The sequence below is a fragment of the Agarivorans sp. 2_MG-2023 genome, assembly GCF_030548085.1.
Lineage (GTDB): Bacteria > Pseudomonadota > Gammaproteobacteria > Enterobacterales > Celerinatantimonadaceae > Agarivorans.
The window spans coordinates 121,802-139,217 of record NZ_JAUORQ010000011.1; the positions used below are offsets into that span (position 1 = coordinate 121,802).

Annotated in this window: 19 protein-coding genes; 17 read left to right on the top strand and 2 right to left on the bottom strand. The window is 44.8% G+C overall.

The genetic code is table 11. From position 1 onward, the window contains the following. Window positions 1–7: 7 nt before the first annotated feature. Window positions 8–475, bottom strand: coding sequence for a transcriptional regulator ArgR (gene argR / locus Q4549_RS16630; RefSeq protein ID WP_137673713.1), 468 nt, complete (start codon window positions 473–475; stop codon window positions 8–10). 189 nt (window positions 476–664) lie between these two features. Here argR and Q4549_RS16635 point away from each other — a divergent pair, with 189 nt between their 5' ends. From Q4549_RS16635 to Q4549_RS16710, 16 genes are all read left to right on the top strand, one after another. Further along, window positions 665–1,372, top strand: coding sequence for a transporter substrate-binding domain-containing protein (locus Q4549_RS16635; protein WP_303553471.1), 708 nt, complete (start codon window positions 665–667; stop codon window positions 1,370–1,372). A 180-nt stretch (window positions 1,373–1,552) separates the two neighbouring features. Further along, complete coding sequence (mdh, locus tag Q4549_RS16640) at window positions 1,553–2,482, top strand: malate dehydrogenase (RefSeq protein ID WP_303513817.1); 930 nt, start codon at window positions 1,553–1,555, stop codon at window positions 2,480–2,482. Window positions 2,483–2,599: 117 nt separating this feature from the next. Continuing rightward, window positions 2,600–3,319: a tetratricopeptide repeat protein gene (locus tag Q4549_RS16645; RefSeq protein ID WP_137673716.1), complete on the top strand. Its 720-nt coding sequence runs from the start codon at window positions 2,600–2,602 to the stop codon at window positions 3,317–3,319. 77 nt (window positions 3,320–3,396) lie between these two features. Next, window positions 3,397–5,925 carry a ribonuclease R gene (rnr, locus tag Q4549_RS16650; protein WP_303553472.1) on the top strand — a complete coding sequence of 843 codons (2,529 nt, stop codon included), beginning with the start codon at window positions 3,397–3,399 and terminating at the stop codon, window positions 5,923–5,925. A gap of 2 nt (window positions 5,926–5,927) precedes the next feature. Next, on the top strand, window positions 5,928–6,662 hold the full coding sequence (gene rlmB, locus Q4549_RS16655; protein ID WP_137673718.1) for a 23S rRNA (guanosine(2251)-2'-O)-methyltransferase RlmB: 735 nt from the start codon (window positions 5,928–5,930) through the stop codon (window positions 6,660–6,662). Between the two features lie 197 nt (window positions 6,663–6,859). Further along, the gene (rpsF, locus tag Q4549_RS16660) at window positions 6,860–7,309 is read left to right on the top strand and encodes a 30S ribosomal protein S6 (protein WP_303513809.1); all 450 of its coding nucleotides are present in this window, start codon (window positions 6,860–6,862) and stop codon (window positions 7,307–7,309) included. A gap of 5 nt (window positions 7,310–7,314) precedes the next feature. After that, window positions 7,315–7,629 (top strand): primosomal replication protein N, encoded by a 315-nt coding sequence (gene priB / locus Q4549_RS16665; RefSeq protein WP_137673720.1) that lies wholly within the window; start codon window positions 7,315–7,317, stop codon window positions 7,627–7,629. Window positions 7,630–7,633: 4 nt separating this feature from the next. Next, on the top strand, window positions 7,634–7,861 hold the full coding sequence (gene rpsR, locus Q4549_RS16670) for a 30S ribosomal protein S18 (RefSeq protein ID WP_137673721.1): 228 nt from the start codon (window positions 7,634–7,636) through the stop codon (window positions 7,859–7,861). A 49-nt stretch (window positions 7,862–7,910) separates the two neighbouring features. Continuing rightward, window positions 7,911–8,363 (top strand): 50S ribosomal protein L9, encoded by a 453-nt coding sequence (rplI, locus tag Q4549_RS16675; protein WP_137673722.1) that lies wholly within the window; start codon window positions 7,911–7,913, stop codon window positions 8,361–8,363. Window positions 8,364–8,520: 157 nt separating this feature from the next. Then, on the top strand, window positions 8,521–9,705 hold the full coding sequence (locus Q4549_RS16680; RefSeq protein WP_303553473.1) for an ABC transporter substrate-binding protein: 1,185 nt from the start codon (window positions 8,521–8,523) through the stop codon (window positions 9,703–9,705). Then, window positions 9,702–11,390 carry an ABC transporter permease gene (locus tag Q4549_RS16685; RefSeq protein ID WP_303553474.1) on the top strand — a complete coding sequence of 563 codons (1,689 nt, stop codon included), beginning with the start codon at window positions 9,702–9,704 and terminating at the stop codon, window positions 11,388–11,390. Before Q4549_RS16680 ends, Q4549_RS16685 begins: the two co-directional genes overlap by 4 nt. Further along, on the top strand, window positions 11,390–12,022 hold the full coding sequence (locus Q4549_RS16690; RefSeq protein WP_303553475.1) for an ATP-binding cassette domain-containing protein: 633 nt from the start codon (window positions 11,390–11,392) through the stop codon (window positions 12,020–12,022). Before Q4549_RS16685 ends, Q4549_RS16690 begins: the two co-directional genes overlap by 1 nt. A 123-nt stretch (window positions 12,023–12,145) precedes the next feature. Then, entirely contained in the window at window positions 12,146–12,439 is a 294-nt protein-coding gene (locus tag Q4549_RS16695) for a cytochrome c (protein WP_137673726.1), read from the top strand. Window positions 12,440–12,569: 130 nt separating this feature from the next. Then, window positions 12,570–13,988, top strand: a complete 1,419-nt coding sequence (gene dnaB / locus Q4549_RS16700; protein WP_137673756.1) for a replicative DNA helicase — start codon at window positions 12,570–12,572, stop codon at window positions 13,986–13,988. A gap of 6 nt (window positions 13,989–13,994) precedes the next feature. Continuing rightward, on the top strand, window positions 13,995–15,074 hold the full coding sequence (gene alr / locus Q4549_RS16705; RefSeq protein WP_303553476.1) for an alanine racemase: 1,080 nt from the start codon (window positions 13,995–13,997) through the stop codon (window positions 15,072–15,074). A gap of 167 nt (window positions 15,075–15,241) precedes the next feature. Continuing rightward, on the top strand, window positions 15,242–15,847 hold the full coding sequence (locus Q4549_RS16710; protein ID WP_137673728.1) for a peroxiredoxin C: 606 nt from the start codon (window positions 15,242–15,244) through the stop codon (window positions 15,845–15,847). Between the two features lie 66 nt (window positions 15,848–15,913). On the opposite strand, the gene Q4549_RS16715 is transcribed toward Q4549_RS16710, so the two are convergent. After that, entirely contained in the window at window positions 15,914–16,381 is a 468-nt protein-coding gene (locus tag Q4549_RS16715; RefSeq protein ID WP_137673729.1) for a chemotaxis protein CheX, read from the bottom strand. A 359-nt stretch (window positions 16,382–16,740) separates the two neighbouring features. Between Q4549_RS16715 and Q4549_RS16720 the strand changes: the two genes are divergently transcribed. Continuing rightward, window positions 16,741–17,358, top strand: a complete 618-nt coding sequence (locus tag Q4549_RS16720; protein WP_303553477.1) for a hypothetical protein — start codon at window positions 16,741–16,743, stop codon at window positions 17,356–17,358. Window positions 17,359–17,416: the final 58 nt, after the last annotated feature.

Below are 17,416 nucleotides of genomic sequence, written 5' to 3' on the forward strand. Positions count from 1 at the left end.
TGAAGCCTTAGGCGACTTCAAACAGTTCTTTAACCGATTGAAATACATCGGCAATCGCAACTTGGCGGGTAGGGGTAATAAAAATAGTATCATCACCAGCGATGGTGCCAAGAATACCTTCAGCTTTACCTAACGAATCTAGCAAACGGGCAATTAACTGCGCCGCACCAGGGCTCGTATGAATAACGATTAAGGCATCGTTGAAATCCATTTCTAGTACTAAGATTTTTAATTGACTAGAAACAGTAGGAACACCTAACTCTGCAGGTAGGCAGTAAACCATTTCCATTTTTGCGTTGCGAGTACGCACTGCGCCAAACTTGCTTAGCATGCGTGACACTTTCGATTGGTTGATATTTTCGAAACCCTGATCTTGTAGGGCGGTCACTATTTCAGCTTGAGAGCCAAAACGTTCTTCTTTTAACAGTGATTTAAATGCTTTAATTAACTGTTCTTGTTTATCGCTATATTTCATCGGTGATCCGAGCTTGTAAATCCGCGGTTATTGTCGCCAACTTTTATATGTATATCAACTTTATTCTAGTTTTATGCATATAAATGCATAGTGAAACACATAATTGTTGTTCAATTAGCCAACATTTTCTTGTGAGGCTTTGCTAAGCTGAATTATGATAGCAACATCAAACTTGGTGTGTAGTTAACTATGTGGCTAAAATCTCTGTTCTTTCTTCCTTTGCTCGTACTTCAATCAGTACTTGCTGACGATAAACCTCTGCGAGTGGTTACCGAAGCATCTTATCCGCCCTTTGAATCATTTGATGAGCACAAGCAGCTGGTGGGCTTCGATATTGAGTTGGCTAAGGCCATTTGTGAACAAATAAATCGAGAGTGTGAGTTTTACCATCAGCCCTTTGATAGTTTGTTGTCTAGCGTTGCTGCCGACCATTATGATGTGGCGATATCAGCCTTAGATATTACCGATCAACGTAAAACCTTAGTAAGCTTTAGTGATGCTTATTTCGATAATATGGCGGTTTATCTCACGAAGCCTGAGTTAGAAGTCGCAAGCAATTCAGTGGTTGCGGTACAAAGTGGCTCGAGCTTTATGCGCTTCTTACGTGAACAACGGCCTAATATTCTATCGATTGCTTACCCCAGTTATCAACTCGCCTTAGCAGATTTGAATCAAGCTAAAATTGATGCGGTATTTTTAGATTCGGCAGCGGCTCACTATTGGTTGGCAAGCCATCCGGAGTTTGTGACTCAAGTGGATGAAAACTATCCGGCGAGCGGATTAGGTATGGCGGTTTCAAAGCAAAACGAAGACCTGCTGAATCAAATCAACCATGCGCTTAATGTGTTAAAAAATAACGGCAGTTACCGAACAATATACCAGTCCTTCTTTAACTAACAAACACTGTTAGACCAAGGTCTTAAACCCTATAGTTAAAGTGTGATTAAGGCAGCTTTTTACTGTTTTAAAGTTGCTTTAAAAATGTTGCTAAATTGTATTTTAGAGCGGATTCCGTTATCTTGTTTCTGTCTTTATAGACATCCCCTCTACAATTACAAAAAAGCATGGAGAAGTTGGATGAAAGTTGCCGTATTAGGTGCTGCAGGCGGAATTGGCCAAGCCCTTTCATTACTATTAAAAACCCAGTTACCCGCTGGTTCTGAACTTTCGCTTTATGACATCGCCCCAGTAACACCTGGTGTTGCTGTAGATTTGAGCCACATCCCTACACAAGTGGCCATTAAAGGATTCGCAGGCGAAGACCCTAGCCCGGCCCTAGAAGGTGCCGATATTGTTCTAATTTCTGCCGGTGTAGCGCGTAAACCTGGTATGGATCGCTCAGATCTATTTAATATCAACGCGGGCATCGTTAAAAACCTTATCGAGAAAGTTGCCGTTACTTGTCCAAAGGCATGTATTGGTATTATCACTAACCCAGTAAATACCACGGTTCCAATCGCGGCCGAAGTATTAAAAAATGCTGGCGTATATGATCCTGCTAAATTGTTTGGTGTAACCACACTAGACGTGATTCGCTCAGAAACCTTTATCGCTGAAGCGAAAGGCCTAAACCCAGCAGACATTAAACTTAACGTTATTGGTGGCCACAGCGGCGTAACTATTTTGCCATTGCTTTCTCAGTTAGACGGTATTTCGTTTACTGATGAAGAAATTGCAACAATGACTACACGCATCCAAAATGCCGGTACAGAAGTTGTTGAAGCTAAAGCTGGTGGCGGTAGCGCGACACTTTCTATGGGTCAAGCAGCAGCACGTTTCTGTTTGTCTTTAGTTAAAGCAGCGCAAGGCGAAGACGTGATTGAGTGTGCTTACGTAGACGGTGGCAGCGAGCATGCTAAGTTCTTTGCTCAACCTATCCGTTTGGGCCCTCAAGGTGTTGCTGAAATCTTACCTTATGGTGAGATTAGCGCCTTTGAAAAAGCCGCAGTTGAAGGAATGTTAGATACCTTACACGGCGATATCGATAAAGGTGTTGAGTTTGTTTAAGCTCTTCCACTAGCCGATACTAAGGAGTGCTTGCACTCCTTTTTTTGTGGCTAAAAAGTCACTTTAGTTTTTGCCAGCCTTGCCGATAGCATAATTGTTAAGACGATAGGAACGGCTATGAATAAGCAACTCATTTCATTACTTCTAGCAGCAGGCTTAAGCACCTCGGCGTTTGCTGAGTCTATTGACGCTTTGTCGGTAGAAGACGAACTTGATGCTCCTCAGCAGCAAGCAGAGCCGGTAACTATTGATCCCACTGAGTATACTAGCCCATCAGATATAGAAGCGGTTCAGCTGTATAGGCAAGATGAATTAATTACTTGGATTAACAATAATCAGCACCTAACGCGTGTTAAAGCCGATGACTGTCAATTGGTGGAAGACATTGAAGCGCGCGCAGAGAAAGTAGCCATTCCCGCTTATCAGTTTTTGTGGGGCGACATGCTGGCTTGGGGGGTGTGTGTAGAGCCCAATCCAGAATTAGGTGTGATGTACATGTGGCGCGCCGCAAATCAAGGTTTAGCCGCTGCCATGGAACAACTAGGGCGCTACTACGCTACAGGCACTTTGGTACAGCAAGATTATGCTAAAGCGATTCCTTTGCTGAGAGAATCAGCTGGTCAAGGTTTTGTTCCGGCTCAATTACGTTTGGTCTCACTGTATGTTGAAGGTAAGGGCAGCCCTTACGATTACGAAGATGCTTACCGCTGGTTACATCACTCTATTATTGCCGATAAAAAAACGCACCGAGAAGCCAGCCAATTGCTTGCTTCATTAGCGTCTAAGATGCCTGATTACGTGGTAGCCAAAGCTAAAGCCAGTAACCAACCCTACTAAAGCCACGCGCAAAGCATTAACATAGAGCTATTCTTGAAGGGTAATCCCCTCAATTGCTCAACTTGGTAGGTTAGTTAATGCAAAATCAGGCTGCGTCGGCCACTCTTACATCGACCATACTCAATGCCTTAACCGAAGAAATGGCACCTGTCTCTAAAGACTGGCTGCATGCGTTATGTTCTGAAGAACAGCAAACCCATTTTTCGGCAACCTTAACGCATATGTTAGAAGAAGGCTTGTTAGTCACCACACGTATTGGCGCCTATACCTTGCCAGAACGTTTGGGTTTGGTTACCGGCACCATTATTGGTCATCGCGATGGTTTTGGTTTTTTGAAAACCACTCAAGAAGGCACCGACTTATTCCTTCCGGCTAAAGAAATGCGCAAAGTGTTTCATAACGACTTTGTTCTGGCTGCGCCGTCGAGTATGGATAAAAAAGGCCGCCGTGAAGGCCAAATCATAAAAGTGCTTAAAGCGGGTAAGGTCGAATTAGTTGGCCGTTACTTTGTTGAAGGCAATCACCGTTACGTGGTGCCAGATGATTCGCGGATTAACCAAGACATCTTGATTGGTAAAAATGATACCGCCGGGGCTCGCCAAGGCCAAGTGGTGGTGATTGAAGTGCTTAGTCGCCCTGCCGCGCCAAAACTGGCGGTGGGTAAAGTAACCGACATTCTTGGTGAGAAAATGGCGCCAGGCATGGAAGTGCAAGTGGCTTTACGCAACCATGATATTCCGCATGATTGGCCAAATGCGGTCACTAAAGCGGTGAGCAAGCTTGAAGAAGAAGTGGATGAGGCTTCTAAGCAAAATCGAGTCGATTTGCGAGACTTACCATTAGTCACTATTGATGGTGAAGATGCCCGCGACTTTGATGACGCCGTGTTCTGTGAGGCGAAAAAATCAGGTGGCTGGCGTTTGTGGGTCGCCATTGCTGATGTGTCTTATTATGTGCGCCCAGACGCAGCATTAGATAGAGAAGCGCTTAATCGCGGTAATTCAGTCTATTTCCCAGACCAAGTGATCCCTATGCTGCCAGAGCAGTTATCTAATGGTTTGTGTTCACTGAACCCGCAAGTCGATCGCCTGTGTATGGTGGCTGAAATGACCATCTCGGCAGCGGGGCGTTTGTCGGGCTATAAGTTTTACGAAGCGGTGATGCATTCACATGCGCGATTTACTTATAACAAAGTGGCGGCAATTCTCGATGGTGATGAAGCGCTAGCGCAACGTTATGCCGATCAAGTTCCGCATCTGCAAGAGTTACATCGTCTTTATAGTGCGCTAAAAGTTAGCCGCGCACAGCGTGGTGGTATTGAGCTCGAAACCCAAGAAACCCGCTTTATTTTTAATGCTCAACGCAAAATCGAGCAAATTGTGCCGCTAACCCGTAACGACGCGCACAAGATGATTGAAGAATGCATGATCCAAGCAAACGTAGCGGCTGCAAAATTTGTAGAAAAACATCAGCAAGCTATTTTGTATCGGGTACACGACCGACCGGGTAAAGAACGCCTCACTAACTTTAGAGGCTTTTTGAATGAGCTAGGCTTGCCGCTGGGTGGTGGTGATGAGCCTCAGCCGAGTGACTACTTTACTTTGGTGGCATCAATTCAAGAGCGCCCAGATTTAGAACTAATTCAAACCATGTTGCTGCGTTCAATGATGCAGGCGGTTTATCAGCCAGACAATTTAGGACACTTTGGTTTAGCCCTTAAGTCTTATGCGCACTTTACGTCGCCGATCCGCCGCTACCCAGATTTGTTATTGCACCGGGTGATTAAATTTTTAGTCAACAAGCTTGAGGCGGAAGCGGCAGGTAAAATCGTTAAAAATAAGTGGACAGTGACAGGCGGCTATTCATATCAAGATGACGAAATGGATAAGTTTGGTGAAGCTTGTTCAATGACCGAGCGCCGCGCCGACGATGCAACACGTGAAGTGTCAGACAGCCTTAAGTGCGAATACATGCAAGATCATGTGGGTACGGTATTACCGGCTACCATTGCAGCAGTCACCGGATTTGGCTTTTTTGCCCGTTTAGAAGAGTTCCATATTGATGGCCTAGTGCACATCAATTCTTTACGTGGCGATTATTATCATTATGATGCAGCTCGTCAGATACTGGTGGGTGAGAAAACCGGCAAACGTTTCCGCATTGGTGATGCGGTAACGGTAAAAGTCGCGTCGGTAAATATGGCTGATCGTAAAATGGAATTTGTCATCGTTAACAAAGATGGCCAAGCCGATGAGTTTGACCGCCCACAGCGCAGTGGTAAAGATGGTGGCCGCGGCAAGCGTTTTACAAAACCTGGTGAAGAGCGTGAAACCACTGGGCGCAATGGCGGTAAAAAGAAACCACGCCATCGTGATACAAAAAATAAAGGCAAACGACGCAAGCCAAGTACTGCTAGTGACAGTAATAAAGACCCCAGTTCTGAGAACAAAGGTGGCTTTAGCCCATGGCAGCAGCGTGACCCTGATGCAAAGAAAGCAAAACCGAATAATGACGCCAAGGCCAAACCGCGTAAGAAGCCCAAGAAAAAACGCAAGCAACGCCCTGGAAAACAAGAGCGCACAGCCGCTAAACAACAGAAGAACTAATCATGAGCCAACAAGTAATTTATGGCCTGCACGCAGTGCAAGCATTATTAGAGCGCAGCCCAGAGCGTATTATTGAAGTATTCGCGCTTAAAGGTCGTCAAGATGACCGCTTATTACCGCTACTGAATGAAATGCGTCGCTTAGGGGCATCTGTACAGTTTATGCCTCGTAAAGCTTTAGATGACAAAGCAGAGAGTACTCAGCACCAAGGTATTGTGGCACGAGTAAAAGCAGGGCGCGGCTATAACGAGCATGATTTAAAGCAATTAGTTGAATCAACGACAGCGCCGCTATTCTTAATATTGGATGGCGTAACGGATCCACATAATCTAGGCGCTTGTTTACGTAATGCCGATGCAGCAGGCGTAGTTGGCGTAATTGTGCCTAAAGATAACTCTGCTCAGCTAAATGCTACGGTACGTAAAGTGGCTAGTGGCGCGGCAGAAACTGTACCGCTAGTGGTGGTGACTAACCTAGCCAGAACCTTACGTGAGTTACAGCAATTAGGTGTATGGGTGGTAGGCACAGCAGGCGAGGCGGAGCAGTTTATTTACGACACCAAGTTACAAGGGCCAATGGCATTAGTGATGGGTGCCGAGGGTACAGGCATGCGCCGCTTAACGCGCGAAACTTGTGATGAGCTGGTTAAGCTTCCAATGGCGGGTACCGTCTCTAGTTTAAACGTGTCAGTTGCTGCTGGTATTTGTTTATTTGAAGCAGTGCGCCAGCGCCGTTAAACACTGGCCTTAGCGCCGTATAAGCATCAACAGAAAAGCCGCTGTTTAGATAATCTAACAGCGGCTTTAATTTAACTTGATTAAATTCTCGCCTTCGCATAGAATCAGCGCCCCTAAAACAGTCATTTTACTTTTAGTTCCTTGCCTCTTCGGTCCGGCTGTACCATGAACGAGGCTATAACCCGTAGGGAGCAATAATGCGTCATTACGAAATCGTATTCATGGTCCACCCAGACCAGAGCGAACAAGTTCCAGGCATGATCGAGCGTTACTCAGCAGTTATCACTGATAACGGCGGTAGCATTCATCGTTTGGAAGACTGGGGCCGCCGTCAATTGGCTTACCCAATCGAAAAATTGCACAAAGCCCACTATGTTCTTTTGAACATTGAAGCTAGCGCAGAAGTTGTTGATGAATTGGAAACTGCTTTCCGTTTCAACGATGCTGTTATCCGTAACATGATCATGCGCACTAAGTCTGCTGCTACAGAGATGTCTCCAATTGCTAAAGCTCGTGATGAGCGTCCAGCTCGCCGCGATGATGAGCGTCCAGCTCGTCGTGAAGAAGCTGCACCAGCAACTGAAGAAGCACCAGCAGTAGAAGCTAACGTAGAGTCAGCTAAAGAAGAGTCAGCTAGCGAAGAATAAGACGTATGTCTGAGAATAGATTAGTACTGCAGGGGCGGGTATTACGCGCACCAAAACGCTCTACTAGTCCGGCCGGTGTTGCACATTGTCAGTTTTGGCTAGAGCATCGTTCGCAGCAACAAGAAGCTGGATTTTCGCGCCAAGCCTATTGCCAGATGGCAGTAGTCGCAAGTGGCGATATTTTGAAGCAAGATTCATCGCATATAAGTATGGGGTGTGAAGTAAAAGTAAGTGGTTTTATAAATAGCCACAAAGCGGCCAACGGTACATACCGATTGGTACTTCATGCTTCTGAAATTGATTTGTTATCACGAGGATAATGTTATGGCACGTTTTTTCCGTCGTCGTAAATTCTGCCGCTTTTCAGCGGAAGGCGTTGTTGAGATCGATTATAAAGATACAACAACTCTGAAAAACTACATCACTGAAAGTGGTAAAATTGTACCTAGTCGTATTACTGGTACAAGCGCTAAATACCAACGTCAACTTGCACGCGCTATTAAACGTGCTCGTTACCTGGCTCTATTGCCATACACTGATTTACATAAGTAAATCCTTGTTGCAATTAGCCTAACTCAATCGAATTAATCGAGGAAAGGTAATGGAAATTATTCTATTAGACAAAATCGCTAACTTAGGTGGTTTGGGTGATCAAGTTAATGTTAAAGCAGGTTACGCACGTAACTTCTTGATCCCACAAGGTAAAGCTGTACCAGCTACTAAAGGCAACGTTGAAGTTTTTGAAGCTCGTCGTTCTGAATTAGAAGCTAAACTAGCAGAAACTTTGAAAGTATCTGAAGCTCGCGCTGAGAAACTAAACGCTCTTGAAGCGATTGTTATCGAAGCTAAAGCTGGTGAAGAAGGTAAACTATTCGGTTCTATCGGTACTCGCGACATCGCTGATGTTGTAACTGCTGCTGGTGTTGAAGTAGTTAAATCTGAAGTTCGCCTACCAAACGGTGTATTACGTAACACTGGTGAAATTGAAGTTGTTATTCAAGTTCACACAGACGTTAATGCTACTGTTACTCTACAAGTTGTTGCTGCTGAATAATTTCAGTTATATAGCTTGAAAAAACCGCGCCTAGGCGCGGTTTTTTTGTTTTTAGGCTATGATTTTAAAGGATTTTGAAAGATTATTTAGACTAATCCGGTTTCACTATAGCAACAATGTAGTGTTCTGTTTTAGCGACTGAACAAGGAGAGTTAGTGTGCGTTTAATAATAGTGTTGGTAACGGCTTTGCTGAGTATGGTTTCCCACGCGGCATCCACTTGGTCTGAAGTGGAACAGCAAGCTAAGGGACAAACTGTTTATTTTAACGCTTGGGCGGGGGCTGATAATATCAACGCTTATATTCGCTGGGCTGGCGAACAAGTGGAGCAGCGTTACGGTGTAAAGTTAGAACACGTAAAAATTAACGACACTGCTAATGTAGTGAGTCGTATTTTGGCGGAGAAGGTGAGTGGCCGCACTAACGGTGGCAGCGTGGACCTAATGTGGGTAAACGGAGAGAACTTCCGCGCGTTAAAAGAAGCTAAGTTGCTATATGGTCCATATAGTCAGCACTTACCCAATATGGCCTTAACCGAAGAGAATAACCCTGCTTTACTGTATGACTTCACCTTGCCTGTTGAAGGTTATGAATCACCTTGGGGTGGGGCGCAGCTCACCTTCTATCACGACAGCAAACGGTTGCCGCAAGCACCTAGATCAATGGCCAAGCTATTATCTTACTTGGAAAAACAACCGGGGCTATTTACTTATCCAGCACCGCCAAGCTTTTACGGGGCCACTTTCATTAAGCAGGCCTTATTAGAAACGATTACCGATAGCGAACAGCTGTATCAACCTGTAAACAAGCAAACTTTTGATAAAGTGACTGCAGGCTTGTGGGCTTATTTAGACAAGTTACATCCATTAATGTGGCGTCGTGGCCAGAGCTTTCCTAGTGGCAGTGGCCAAATGCAACAGTTGCTTAACGACGGTGAGTTAAGTATTGCTTTTAGCTTTAACCCCAACGATCCTGCGGCCGCTATTGAGCAAGGCTTACTGCCAGATTCGGTGCGTAGTTACGTTCACCAAAGTGGGACCGTGGGTAATACTCACTTTTTAGCAATTCCGTTTAATAGTGACTCTAGCGCCGCAGCCATGGTAGTGGCCAACTTTATGTTGTCACCAGAGGCCCAAGCCCGCAAAGCGGATTTAGCCTATTGGGGCGATCCAACAGTATTAGCCTTAGATAAACTCAGTAATGAGCAACAACAGTTGTTTGCTAAGCAACAGGGTAATAGTGCGAGTTTAAGTGCTGCAGACCGCGCCAATGTTAGGGGCGAACCTCACGCCACTTGGGTAGCTTTGCTAGAAGCAGAGTGGTTGCGTCGTTATAGTCGATGAAGGGCATATCTAAAAAGGCAGTAATACTGTTTCCGCTAGCTACTAGTGTGTTGTTGTTACTGCCTTTGTTGTTTGGATTTGTTGATACTCTGTTACCAGCTTTTGGCTATTTGCCTATCGCTTCTAAAACCGAATTGAATTTATCGGTTTGGCGTGAACTGTTTAGTTACTCCTCTTTATGGCATTCGCTGGCGCTAAGTATTTTTACTGGCTGGGTCGCCGCTATCCTTTCTCTAGTTAGCGCTTTGTGGCTAATTATGCACTGCTACCAAAGCGCTTGGTGGCGATTCCTAGAAAAAAGCCTAGCCCCGTTTCTCGCTATTCCTCATGCGGCCATGGCGATTGCGCTATTGTTCCTACTTGCACCCAGTGGCTGGTTAGTTCGCTTGGTTTCACCTTGGCTAACTGGTTTCGATTACCCGCCTATGTGGCAAAGCACGCAAGATGCGTGGGGTTTGAGCTTAATTGTTACTCTATGGATTAAAGAATTGCCATTTATGTTACTGGTATTAATGGCTGCGTGCTCTCAACTACCGGTACAACGCAGCTTGGCGATAGGCCAAAGCTTTGCGTATTCCAGCCAGCAAATCTGGCGGCAAGTTTTATTCCCCCAGCTAATTAAGCGTATTCGCTTGCCATTTTTTACGGTTCTTGCGTTTTCGTTAACGGTAGTGGATGTTGCTCAAATTATTGGCCCCACAAAGCCAGTGACCTTTGCATTACTCGTTTGGCAATGGTTTAGCGATAGCAATATCGAAATGCGCTTGTTGGGCGCAGCAGGCTCTTTATTGTTGTTGGCTGCAGTTATTCTGAGCTTGTTCGTGGCAGTGCTGCTAGAGAAGCTTTATTTAAAGCACAACTTACAAAGCGCATTGAAGGGCTTAAGAAAAGCTTCCTCTAGTGCGAAACCCGCGCGTATTTTGTTAGTGGGTACGGTGCTGTTGTTAGTATTAAGTTTGCTGATTATTGTCATTTGGTCTCTTACTTGGCGCTGGCGCTTTCCCGATGCTTTGCCCGCACAGTGGGGTTGGCATTATTGGCAACAAGCAGGCAGTTATTTGTATACGCCGCTGCTAAACAGTTTGAGTATTGCTTTGTTATCATCGGCAAGCAGCTTGGTATTGGTGGTTGGCTGTTTAGAGTACCAACTAAAGCAGGCACAGCCCTCACGCTGGTGGTCGTTAGTGATGTACCTGCCTTTGCTGTTGCCGCAGGTGGTATTTTTGTTTGGTGTACAAGTTCAGTTATTTAAATACCGTTTAGACGGCAGTTTGTTGACTGTGGTGTGGGCACATCTGATTTTTGTTTTACCTTATGTATACCTGGCGTTAGTGGATAACTATCGAAGCTTCGACAATCGTTATATGCAAGCTGCAATTAGTTTATCGCACTCCTACTGGCGTAGCTTTCTGAGAATCAAATTACCCATGCTCACTCGGCCGCTGGGTTTAGCATTTGCCATTGGTTTTGCGGTAAGCATTGCTCAGTACCTGCCTACTTTGTTTGTGGGTGGTGGCCGAGTCACCACGTTAACCACTGAGGCGGTAGCGTTAGCCTCAGGTGGTGATCGCAGAGTCACGGCGGTTATGGTTATATGGCAAACCTTGTTACCTTTACTGGTATACAGCATGGTTATTATTTGGCCTAAATGGCGTTACCGCCATCACCGAGGAATGCAAACCTAGTGTTAGATATTAGTCATTTTAGTTTGAGTTTATCTGGTAATTACTTAATCAGTGAGCTCAATTTGTCAGTCGCTAAAGGTGAAATAGTGACTATCATGGGCCCTAGTGGGTGTGGCAAATCTAGCTTATTGGCTGCAATAGCCGGCACCTTAGATCCCTCTTTGTCTTGCAGTGGTAGCATTAAGCTAGCAGGAAAAGACATTCTCGAGCTTGAGCAAGCGAAGCGGCGAGTTGGGATATTGTTTCAAGATGATTTATTGTTCCCACACTTTACGGTGGGGCAAAATCTGCAATACGCATTAGCAAGTGATAAGCAAAGCAATGCAAACTCTATTATCGAGCAGGCTTTAAGTGATGCTGGCATGTCTGGCTTTCAGCAGCGCGATATTGCCAGCTTGTCTGGAGGGCAGCGGGCGAGGGTTAGTGTATTGCGAAGCCTACTGGCTGAGCCCAAAGTTCTGCTATTAGACGAACCCTTCAGTAAGTTGGATAAACCCTTACGCAAACAGTTTCGGGAGTTTGTTCGCGATAAAATTGAAGCACTGAATATTCCTGCAATTCTAGTCACTCATGACCAAGAAGATAGCTTACAAGCACCGCCAATCTCGTTATTTTCTGACAATAACAGCTAGGGTAATAAACTGTTGCTGTTGAGTTTTATTTGATAAGCTGGTTTTTCCTGAGGCTTTATTGTGTGGAGCGAGAGCGTCAGGACTCAATGATTGAGATCCCCAATAACAATAAAGAGGATGAAGATGAACAAATTGATTTTTGCACTAGCATTGTCACTTCCATTTGTCGCATCAACAGCGAATGCAGCCCCAGCCAAGGCACCTTTATGTGCGGCTTGTCATGGTGCTAACGGAGTAGCAGCTATTCCTGGTTACCCCAATCTTGCGGGCCAAAACGAACAGTACTTGGTTTCTTCATTAAAAGCTTATCGTGATAAACAGCGTAATGGTGGCCAAGCTGCTGTAATGCAAGGGCAGGCAATGAATTTAAGCGACGCTGAAATTGCTGAACTAGCTGCTTACTTCGCAAAAATGTAGTTAAGTGAGCGTTAGCACTAAGCCAGCCTAGGGCTGGCTTTTTAGTTTCTGCCATTCAGGAAATGTTACTTGGTGTCACTTCAATCTTCCCGCATAATAGTGGCCAGAAAAAACAACCGCAATGAAGATTATGGCAGCCAGCGCGCCCTCTCGTAAATTTAAAGATAAAGACAAAAAGCCCAGAGATTCTCAGATTGATCAGTTAAAGGTGCCACCGCATTCCTTAGAAGCTGAGCAAGCCGTGTTGGGCGGCTTAATGTTAGATAACAATGCTTGGGATAACGTGTCTGAGCTAGTTGTAGAACAAGATTTTTATCAGCGCGCCCACCAATATACTTTTTCTGCGATGCACCGTTTGGCCGAAGGTGGCCAACCCATTGATTTGGTGACGGTGTCTGAGGAGTTGGAGCGACAAGAGCAACTTGATGATATAGGCGGTTTTGCTTATCTAGGCGAAATTGCTAAAAACACGCCGAGTGCAGCGAACATTCGCGCCTACGCAGAAATTGTTCGAGAGCGAGCGGTGACGCGTGAATTGATTTCGGTAGCCAATGAAATTGCCGATAGCTGCTACGAGCCGGCTGGACGTAAAAGTAGTGACTTGCTCGACTTTGCAGAGAGCAAAGTATTTAAAATTGCCGAGTCACGCGCTAATGCTAATGAAGGCCCTAAAGAAGTTAAAGGCTTGCTGGCACAAACCATTGATAAAATTGAAGAGCTGTACAAATCACCAAACGATGGTGTAACCGGTGTTTCTACAGGCTTTGCTGACTTAGATAAGAAAACCGCCGGTTTGCAGGGCTCTGATTTGATCATTGTGGCGGCGCGTCCTTCTATGGGGAAAACCACCTTTGCGATGAACTTGTGTGAATACGCCGCAATGACTCGCGATAAACCGGTGCTTATCTTTAGTTTAGAGATGCCGGCAGAGCAAATTATGATGCGTATGCTGGCCTCACTGGGCCGCATTGATCAAACTAAAATCAGAACCGGTGCCCTAGACGATGATGATTGGGCGCGTTTGTCATCGACCATGGGCTTAATGGCCGAAAAATCAAAAATGTATGTGGATGATTCTTCTGGTCTAACACCTACTGAAGTTCGCTCTCGTGCTCGCCGTGTCGCCCGTGAAGAAGGTGGCTTGAGTATGATTATGATCGATTACCTGCAGTTGATGCAGGTGCCGGGCTTAAGCGAAAACCGTACCTTAGAAATTGCTGAAATTTCTCGCTCACTTAAATCCTTAGCAAAAGAACTAAATGTACCGGTAGTGGCGCTATCACAGCTTAACCGTAGTTTGGAGCAGCGTGCTGATAAACGTCCGGTGAACTCGGATTTGCGTGAATCGGGCTCTATTGAGCAGGATGCCGATTTGATTATGTTTATTTACCGCGATGAGGTTTATAACGAAGGCACCGAAAATAAAGGTTTAGCTGAAATCATTATTGGTAAACAACGTAACGGCCCTATTGGCCGAGTACCACTTACCTTCCAAGGCCAGTTTTCGCGCTTTGATAACTGGGCTGGTGAATTTTACGATGACGAATAATTACCAATGAATATTGCAAATGCCTTGGTGTCATTGTCAGCCTTAAGGCATAACTTCTCAGTATTAAAACAACGCGCACCGAACAGTAAAATTTTGGTGGTGATAAAAGCCAATGCCTATGGGCATGGCATGCTGGAAGTAGCACAAGGCTTGGCCGATATAGCCGATGGCTTTGCAGTAGCAAGAACCAAAGAAGCACTTGCTCTGCGCCAAGCAGGAATAGTGGCGCCTATCCTCGCTTTAGAGGGCTTTTTTGATAGCCAAGAAGCCCAATCCTTGGCTGAACACAATATTGCTACAGTGATTCACAGTGAGCAACAGCTGGCACTGATTGAGCCGCTTAAGCTTGCTAAACCACTTGATACATGGGTAAAGCTTGATACTGGTATGCATCGCTTAGGTTTATTACCAGAGCAGTTTAAAGCCTTATTGCCACGCTTGAAAAGCTGTACCAATATTCAAGCTAATCTTAAGCTTATCAGCCACTTTGCCTGTGCTGATGACGTTGAGCACCCGCTAACCCCCCAGCAAATAAAGTGTTTTGAAACGCTAAAAGCGGAGCTTAATGCTGAGTGTTCTCTGGCTAATTCAGCCGGCGTTTTATTGTGGCCACAAGCGCATTCAGATTGGAATCGTCCGGGAATTTCTTTGTACGGCATTTCTCCTCAAAATCACAACAGTGGTGCTGATTTTGGATTAATACCAGCCATGACCCTGCAATCAAATCTTATCGCGGTACGCGAGCACCCGCAGGGTGAGAGCGTTGGTTACGGTGCTACTTGGCATGCCGAGCAAAACACCAAGTTGGGCGTGGTAGCAATGGGTTACGGTGACGGTTATCCGCGCAGTGCGCCAAACGGTACACCTGTTTGGTTAAATGGCCGAATAGTACCCATCGTGGGTCGCGTATCAATGGACATGTTGTGTGTAGATTTGGGAATTGATAGCCAAGACCAAGTGGGTGACCGGGTTGTGTTGTGGGGCCCTGAGCTACCCGCAGAACGAATTGCTGAAGCGGTGGACACCATTGCTTACGAGCTTGTCACAAAATTAACCTCTAGAGTTCGCCTCAGTTACACTCAGTAGTATTTACAAGTGCCATTATTTAGGCTATTAATTGGATGCTGAATTATTAATCGTTAATTTGATAGCTTTTACCTATCAAATTAATTGATTAGATCAATTCGTCTATTCGACAAATTTAGCGCATTATTCGTAGCGATATTGATAACCTATTTAACAAGGAATTCGAAATGAGTGTATTAGTTGGTCGTCCTGCTCCAGACTTTACTGCCGCTGCTGTATTAGGTAACGGTGAAATTGTTGATAGCTTCACTTTAAGTGAGCACATCAAAGGTAAAGCTGCGGTAGTGTTCTTTTACCCGCTAGATTTTACTTTTGTTTGTCCTTCAGAATTGATTGCTTTTGATCACCGCTTTAAAGATTTCCAAGCTAAAGGTGTTGAAGTAATCGGTGTTTCTATCGATTCACAATTCTCACACAACGCATGGCGTAACACTGCTATTGAAGATGGTGGTATCGGCCAAGTTCAATACCCTCTAATTGCCGACGTTAAACACGAAATCTGCCAAGCTTACGATGTAGAGCATCCAGAAGCTGGCGTAGCGTTCCGTGGTTCTTTCCTAATCGACACTGCTGGTGTTGTTCGTCACCAAGTAGTGAACGACCTTCCACTAGGCCGTAACATTGACGAAATGCTACGTATGGTTGACGCATTAAATTTCCACGAAAAGCACGGTGAAGTTTGTCCTGCTCAATGGGAAGAAGGTAAAGAAGGTATGGACGCAAGCCCAGAAGGTGTTGCTAAGTACTTGTCTGCTAACGCTGAAGGCCTATAAGACTTTCGCTAGCCCAGACATTAAAAAGCCCGCTAACGCGGGCTTTTTTGTATCTAATATTTGTGACTACACGTTTTCGAAACAAATCTCGATAGTGGCATTACCATGAATTGAAGAGAAAGGAATCAATACCTTAGGGCCTTCAGTTTTATGAGTAATAGTATGCGAAGGGCCAGATACCACCACAGGCGTAGCCATATCGAAATCATAGCCGCTTTCGGCTAACAAACGTTTCGCTCCACCGGTTACCATATTGGTAATCTCACCCACCATATCGGTGACTTCTTCATTAATCGAATCAGGGGCTTCGCCTAACATGCGTCGCATAATCTCGATGGCCAATCCTTTATCAAAACTGATGGATAAAGAGCCTTTGGTTTGTGGGCCAACCATACCAATTAAACCTGATACATCGCCACGCGCGATCTCGTCTTTCTTTACTCCAGGCTTGCCCGGTTTTAACTCCATTTGAGCCATTGTTTCTAGCACATTTAACAGAGACTTAAGAAATGGGTTTACAAAATTAACGTCCATAGTGACAGATTACTTCCTGCTGAGTGAATATGGTCAAAGCCAATAATAGAACCAAAGAGAGGGCTATTTGACTAAAAGCACAAAAATAATTGAGAATTACTTAAGAATCGCACGAGATCCGATGAGCTGCAACTATAAGTAATATTTTTAAGATGTGTTTCACTGAATCAATGCGACAGACTTGCTATTAGTAAGCAAGGCGCTTCTTTATTGATAGCTAGGAATAATTTTGAATACAACAAGGCCATTTAAAATAGGAGACTGTAGTCGCCGTAATTCATATGGTAGTTATCTCACCGATATATATTAAAGTGAGTTGTTGGGTCCACTCTTAATAATCTTAATCGCAAGGATGTGAAATGAAAAAGTGTGTCACGGTGATTAGCCAAGCTTGCTTAGCTATGCTGTTAACGCCATTTGCCGTCGCTGAAGTCGAGCAAAATAGTGAAATGTTTGTGCTTAACTTTGAAGGACCAGACTACGTGCGAACCATTCGTTATACCAAACCTTACCGTGACGGCGACCGCTGGGAGATGGGGTCATTTGTTTATGATAAAACAGTGACTGAACAAGGCTTGGTGACTATATTTAATGGTGAATTGAAGTTAGGTAAACAAAGTGATGGCCGCGTTTTTGTTTATCAAAATGCCAGCGACTACCAGGCAAATAATTGGACCGTTTCACTGATTGTTAATGAGGATCTAACGGGCTCATTTATTGATCAAAAAGGCAGTAATGTACATGAGTTTGTAGGTTCTTTTAGCGAAGTAGAAGGGCTAGTGGCTAAAGGAGATGAGGCTTATAGTGACCCGTTATGGCAAATAGCCTATCGGATACAGCCTAAACAAGGGATATACACGATTAATGGCGTAACAGCCTTTGAAGGCGAAGTGAGTGGTAAACATCGTTGGTTATCAAACTGGGTGTTTGCTGATCGCTTTCAATTTACGAATAAGGATTCTAGCTCCGTTAAATAACCGTCAAAGCTCAGAGGTTAATTAGTTAATGCTCCTCAACTCATAGTATAATCACTGG

What these genes read in the sequence shown, in the direction of transcription:
- argR (WP_137673713.1), bottom strand. Translation starts at nt 475, where the DNA reads ATGAAATATAGCGATAAACAAGAACAGTTAATTAAAGCATTTAAATCA.
- Q4549_RS16635 (WP_303553471.1), top strand. Translation starts at nt 665, where the DNA reads ATGTGGCTAAAATCTCTGTTCTTTCTTCCTTTGCTCGTACTTCAATCA.
- mdh (WP_303513817.1), top strand. Translation starts at nt 1,553, where the DNA reads ATGAAAGTTGCCGTATTAGGTGCTGCAGGCGGAATTGGCCAAGCCCTT.
- Q4549_RS16645 (WP_137673716.1), top strand. Translation starts at nt 2,600, where the DNA reads ATGAATAAGCAACTCATTTCATTACTTCTAGCAGCAGGCTTAAGCACC.
- rnr (WP_303553472.1), top strand. Translation starts at nt 3,397, where the DNA reads ATGCAAAATCAGGCTGCGTCGGCCACTCTTACATCGACCATACTCAAT.
- rlmB (WP_137673718.1), top strand. Translation starts at nt 5,928, where the DNA reads ATGAGCCAACAAGTAATTTATGGCCTGCACGCAGTGCAAGCATTATTA.
- rpsF (WP_303513809.1), top strand. Translation starts at nt 6,860, where the DNA reads ATGCGTCATTACGAAATCGTATTCATGGTCCACCCAGACCAGAGCGAA.
- priB (WP_137673720.1), top strand. Translation starts at nt 7,315, where the DNA reads ATGTCTGAGAATAGATTAGTACTGCAGGGGCGGGTATTACGCGCACCA.
- rpsR (WP_137673721.1), top strand. Translation starts at nt 7,634, where the DNA reads ATGGCACGTTTTTTCCGTCGTCGTAAATTCTGCCGCTTTTCAGCGGAA.
- rplI (WP_137673722.1), top strand. Translation starts at nt 7,911, where the DNA reads ATGGAAATTATTCTATTAGACAAAATCGCTAACTTAGGTGGTTTGGGT.
- Q4549_RS16685 (WP_303553474.1), top strand. Translation starts at nt 9,702, where the DNA reads ATGAAGGGCATATCTAAAAAGGCAGTAATACTGTTTCCGCTAGCTACT.
- Q4549_RS16695 (WP_137673726.1), top strand. Translation starts at nt 12,146, where the DNA reads ATGAACAAATTGATTTTTGCACTAGCATTGTCACTTCCATTTGTCGCA.
- dnaB (WP_137673756.1), top strand. Translation starts at nt 12,570, where the DNA reads ATGGCAGCCAGCGCGCCCTCTCGTAAATTTAAAGATAAAGACAAAAAG.
- alr (WP_303553476.1), top strand. Translation starts at nt 13,995, where the DNA reads ATGAATATTGCAAATGCCTTGGTGTCATTGTCAGCCTTAAGGCATAAC.
- Q4549_RS16710 (WP_137673728.1), top strand. Translation starts at nt 15,242, where the DNA reads ATGAGTGTATTAGTTGGTCGTCCTGCTCCAGACTTTACTGCCGCTGCT.
- Q4549_RS16715 (WP_137673729.1), bottom strand. Translation starts at nt 16,381, where the DNA reads ATGGACGTTAATTTTGTAAACCCATTTCTTAAGTCTCTGTTAAATGTG.
- Q4549_RS16720 (WP_303553477.1), top strand. Translation starts at nt 16,741, where the DNA reads ATGAAAAAGTGTGTCACGGTGATTAGCCAAGCTTGCTTAGCTATGCTG.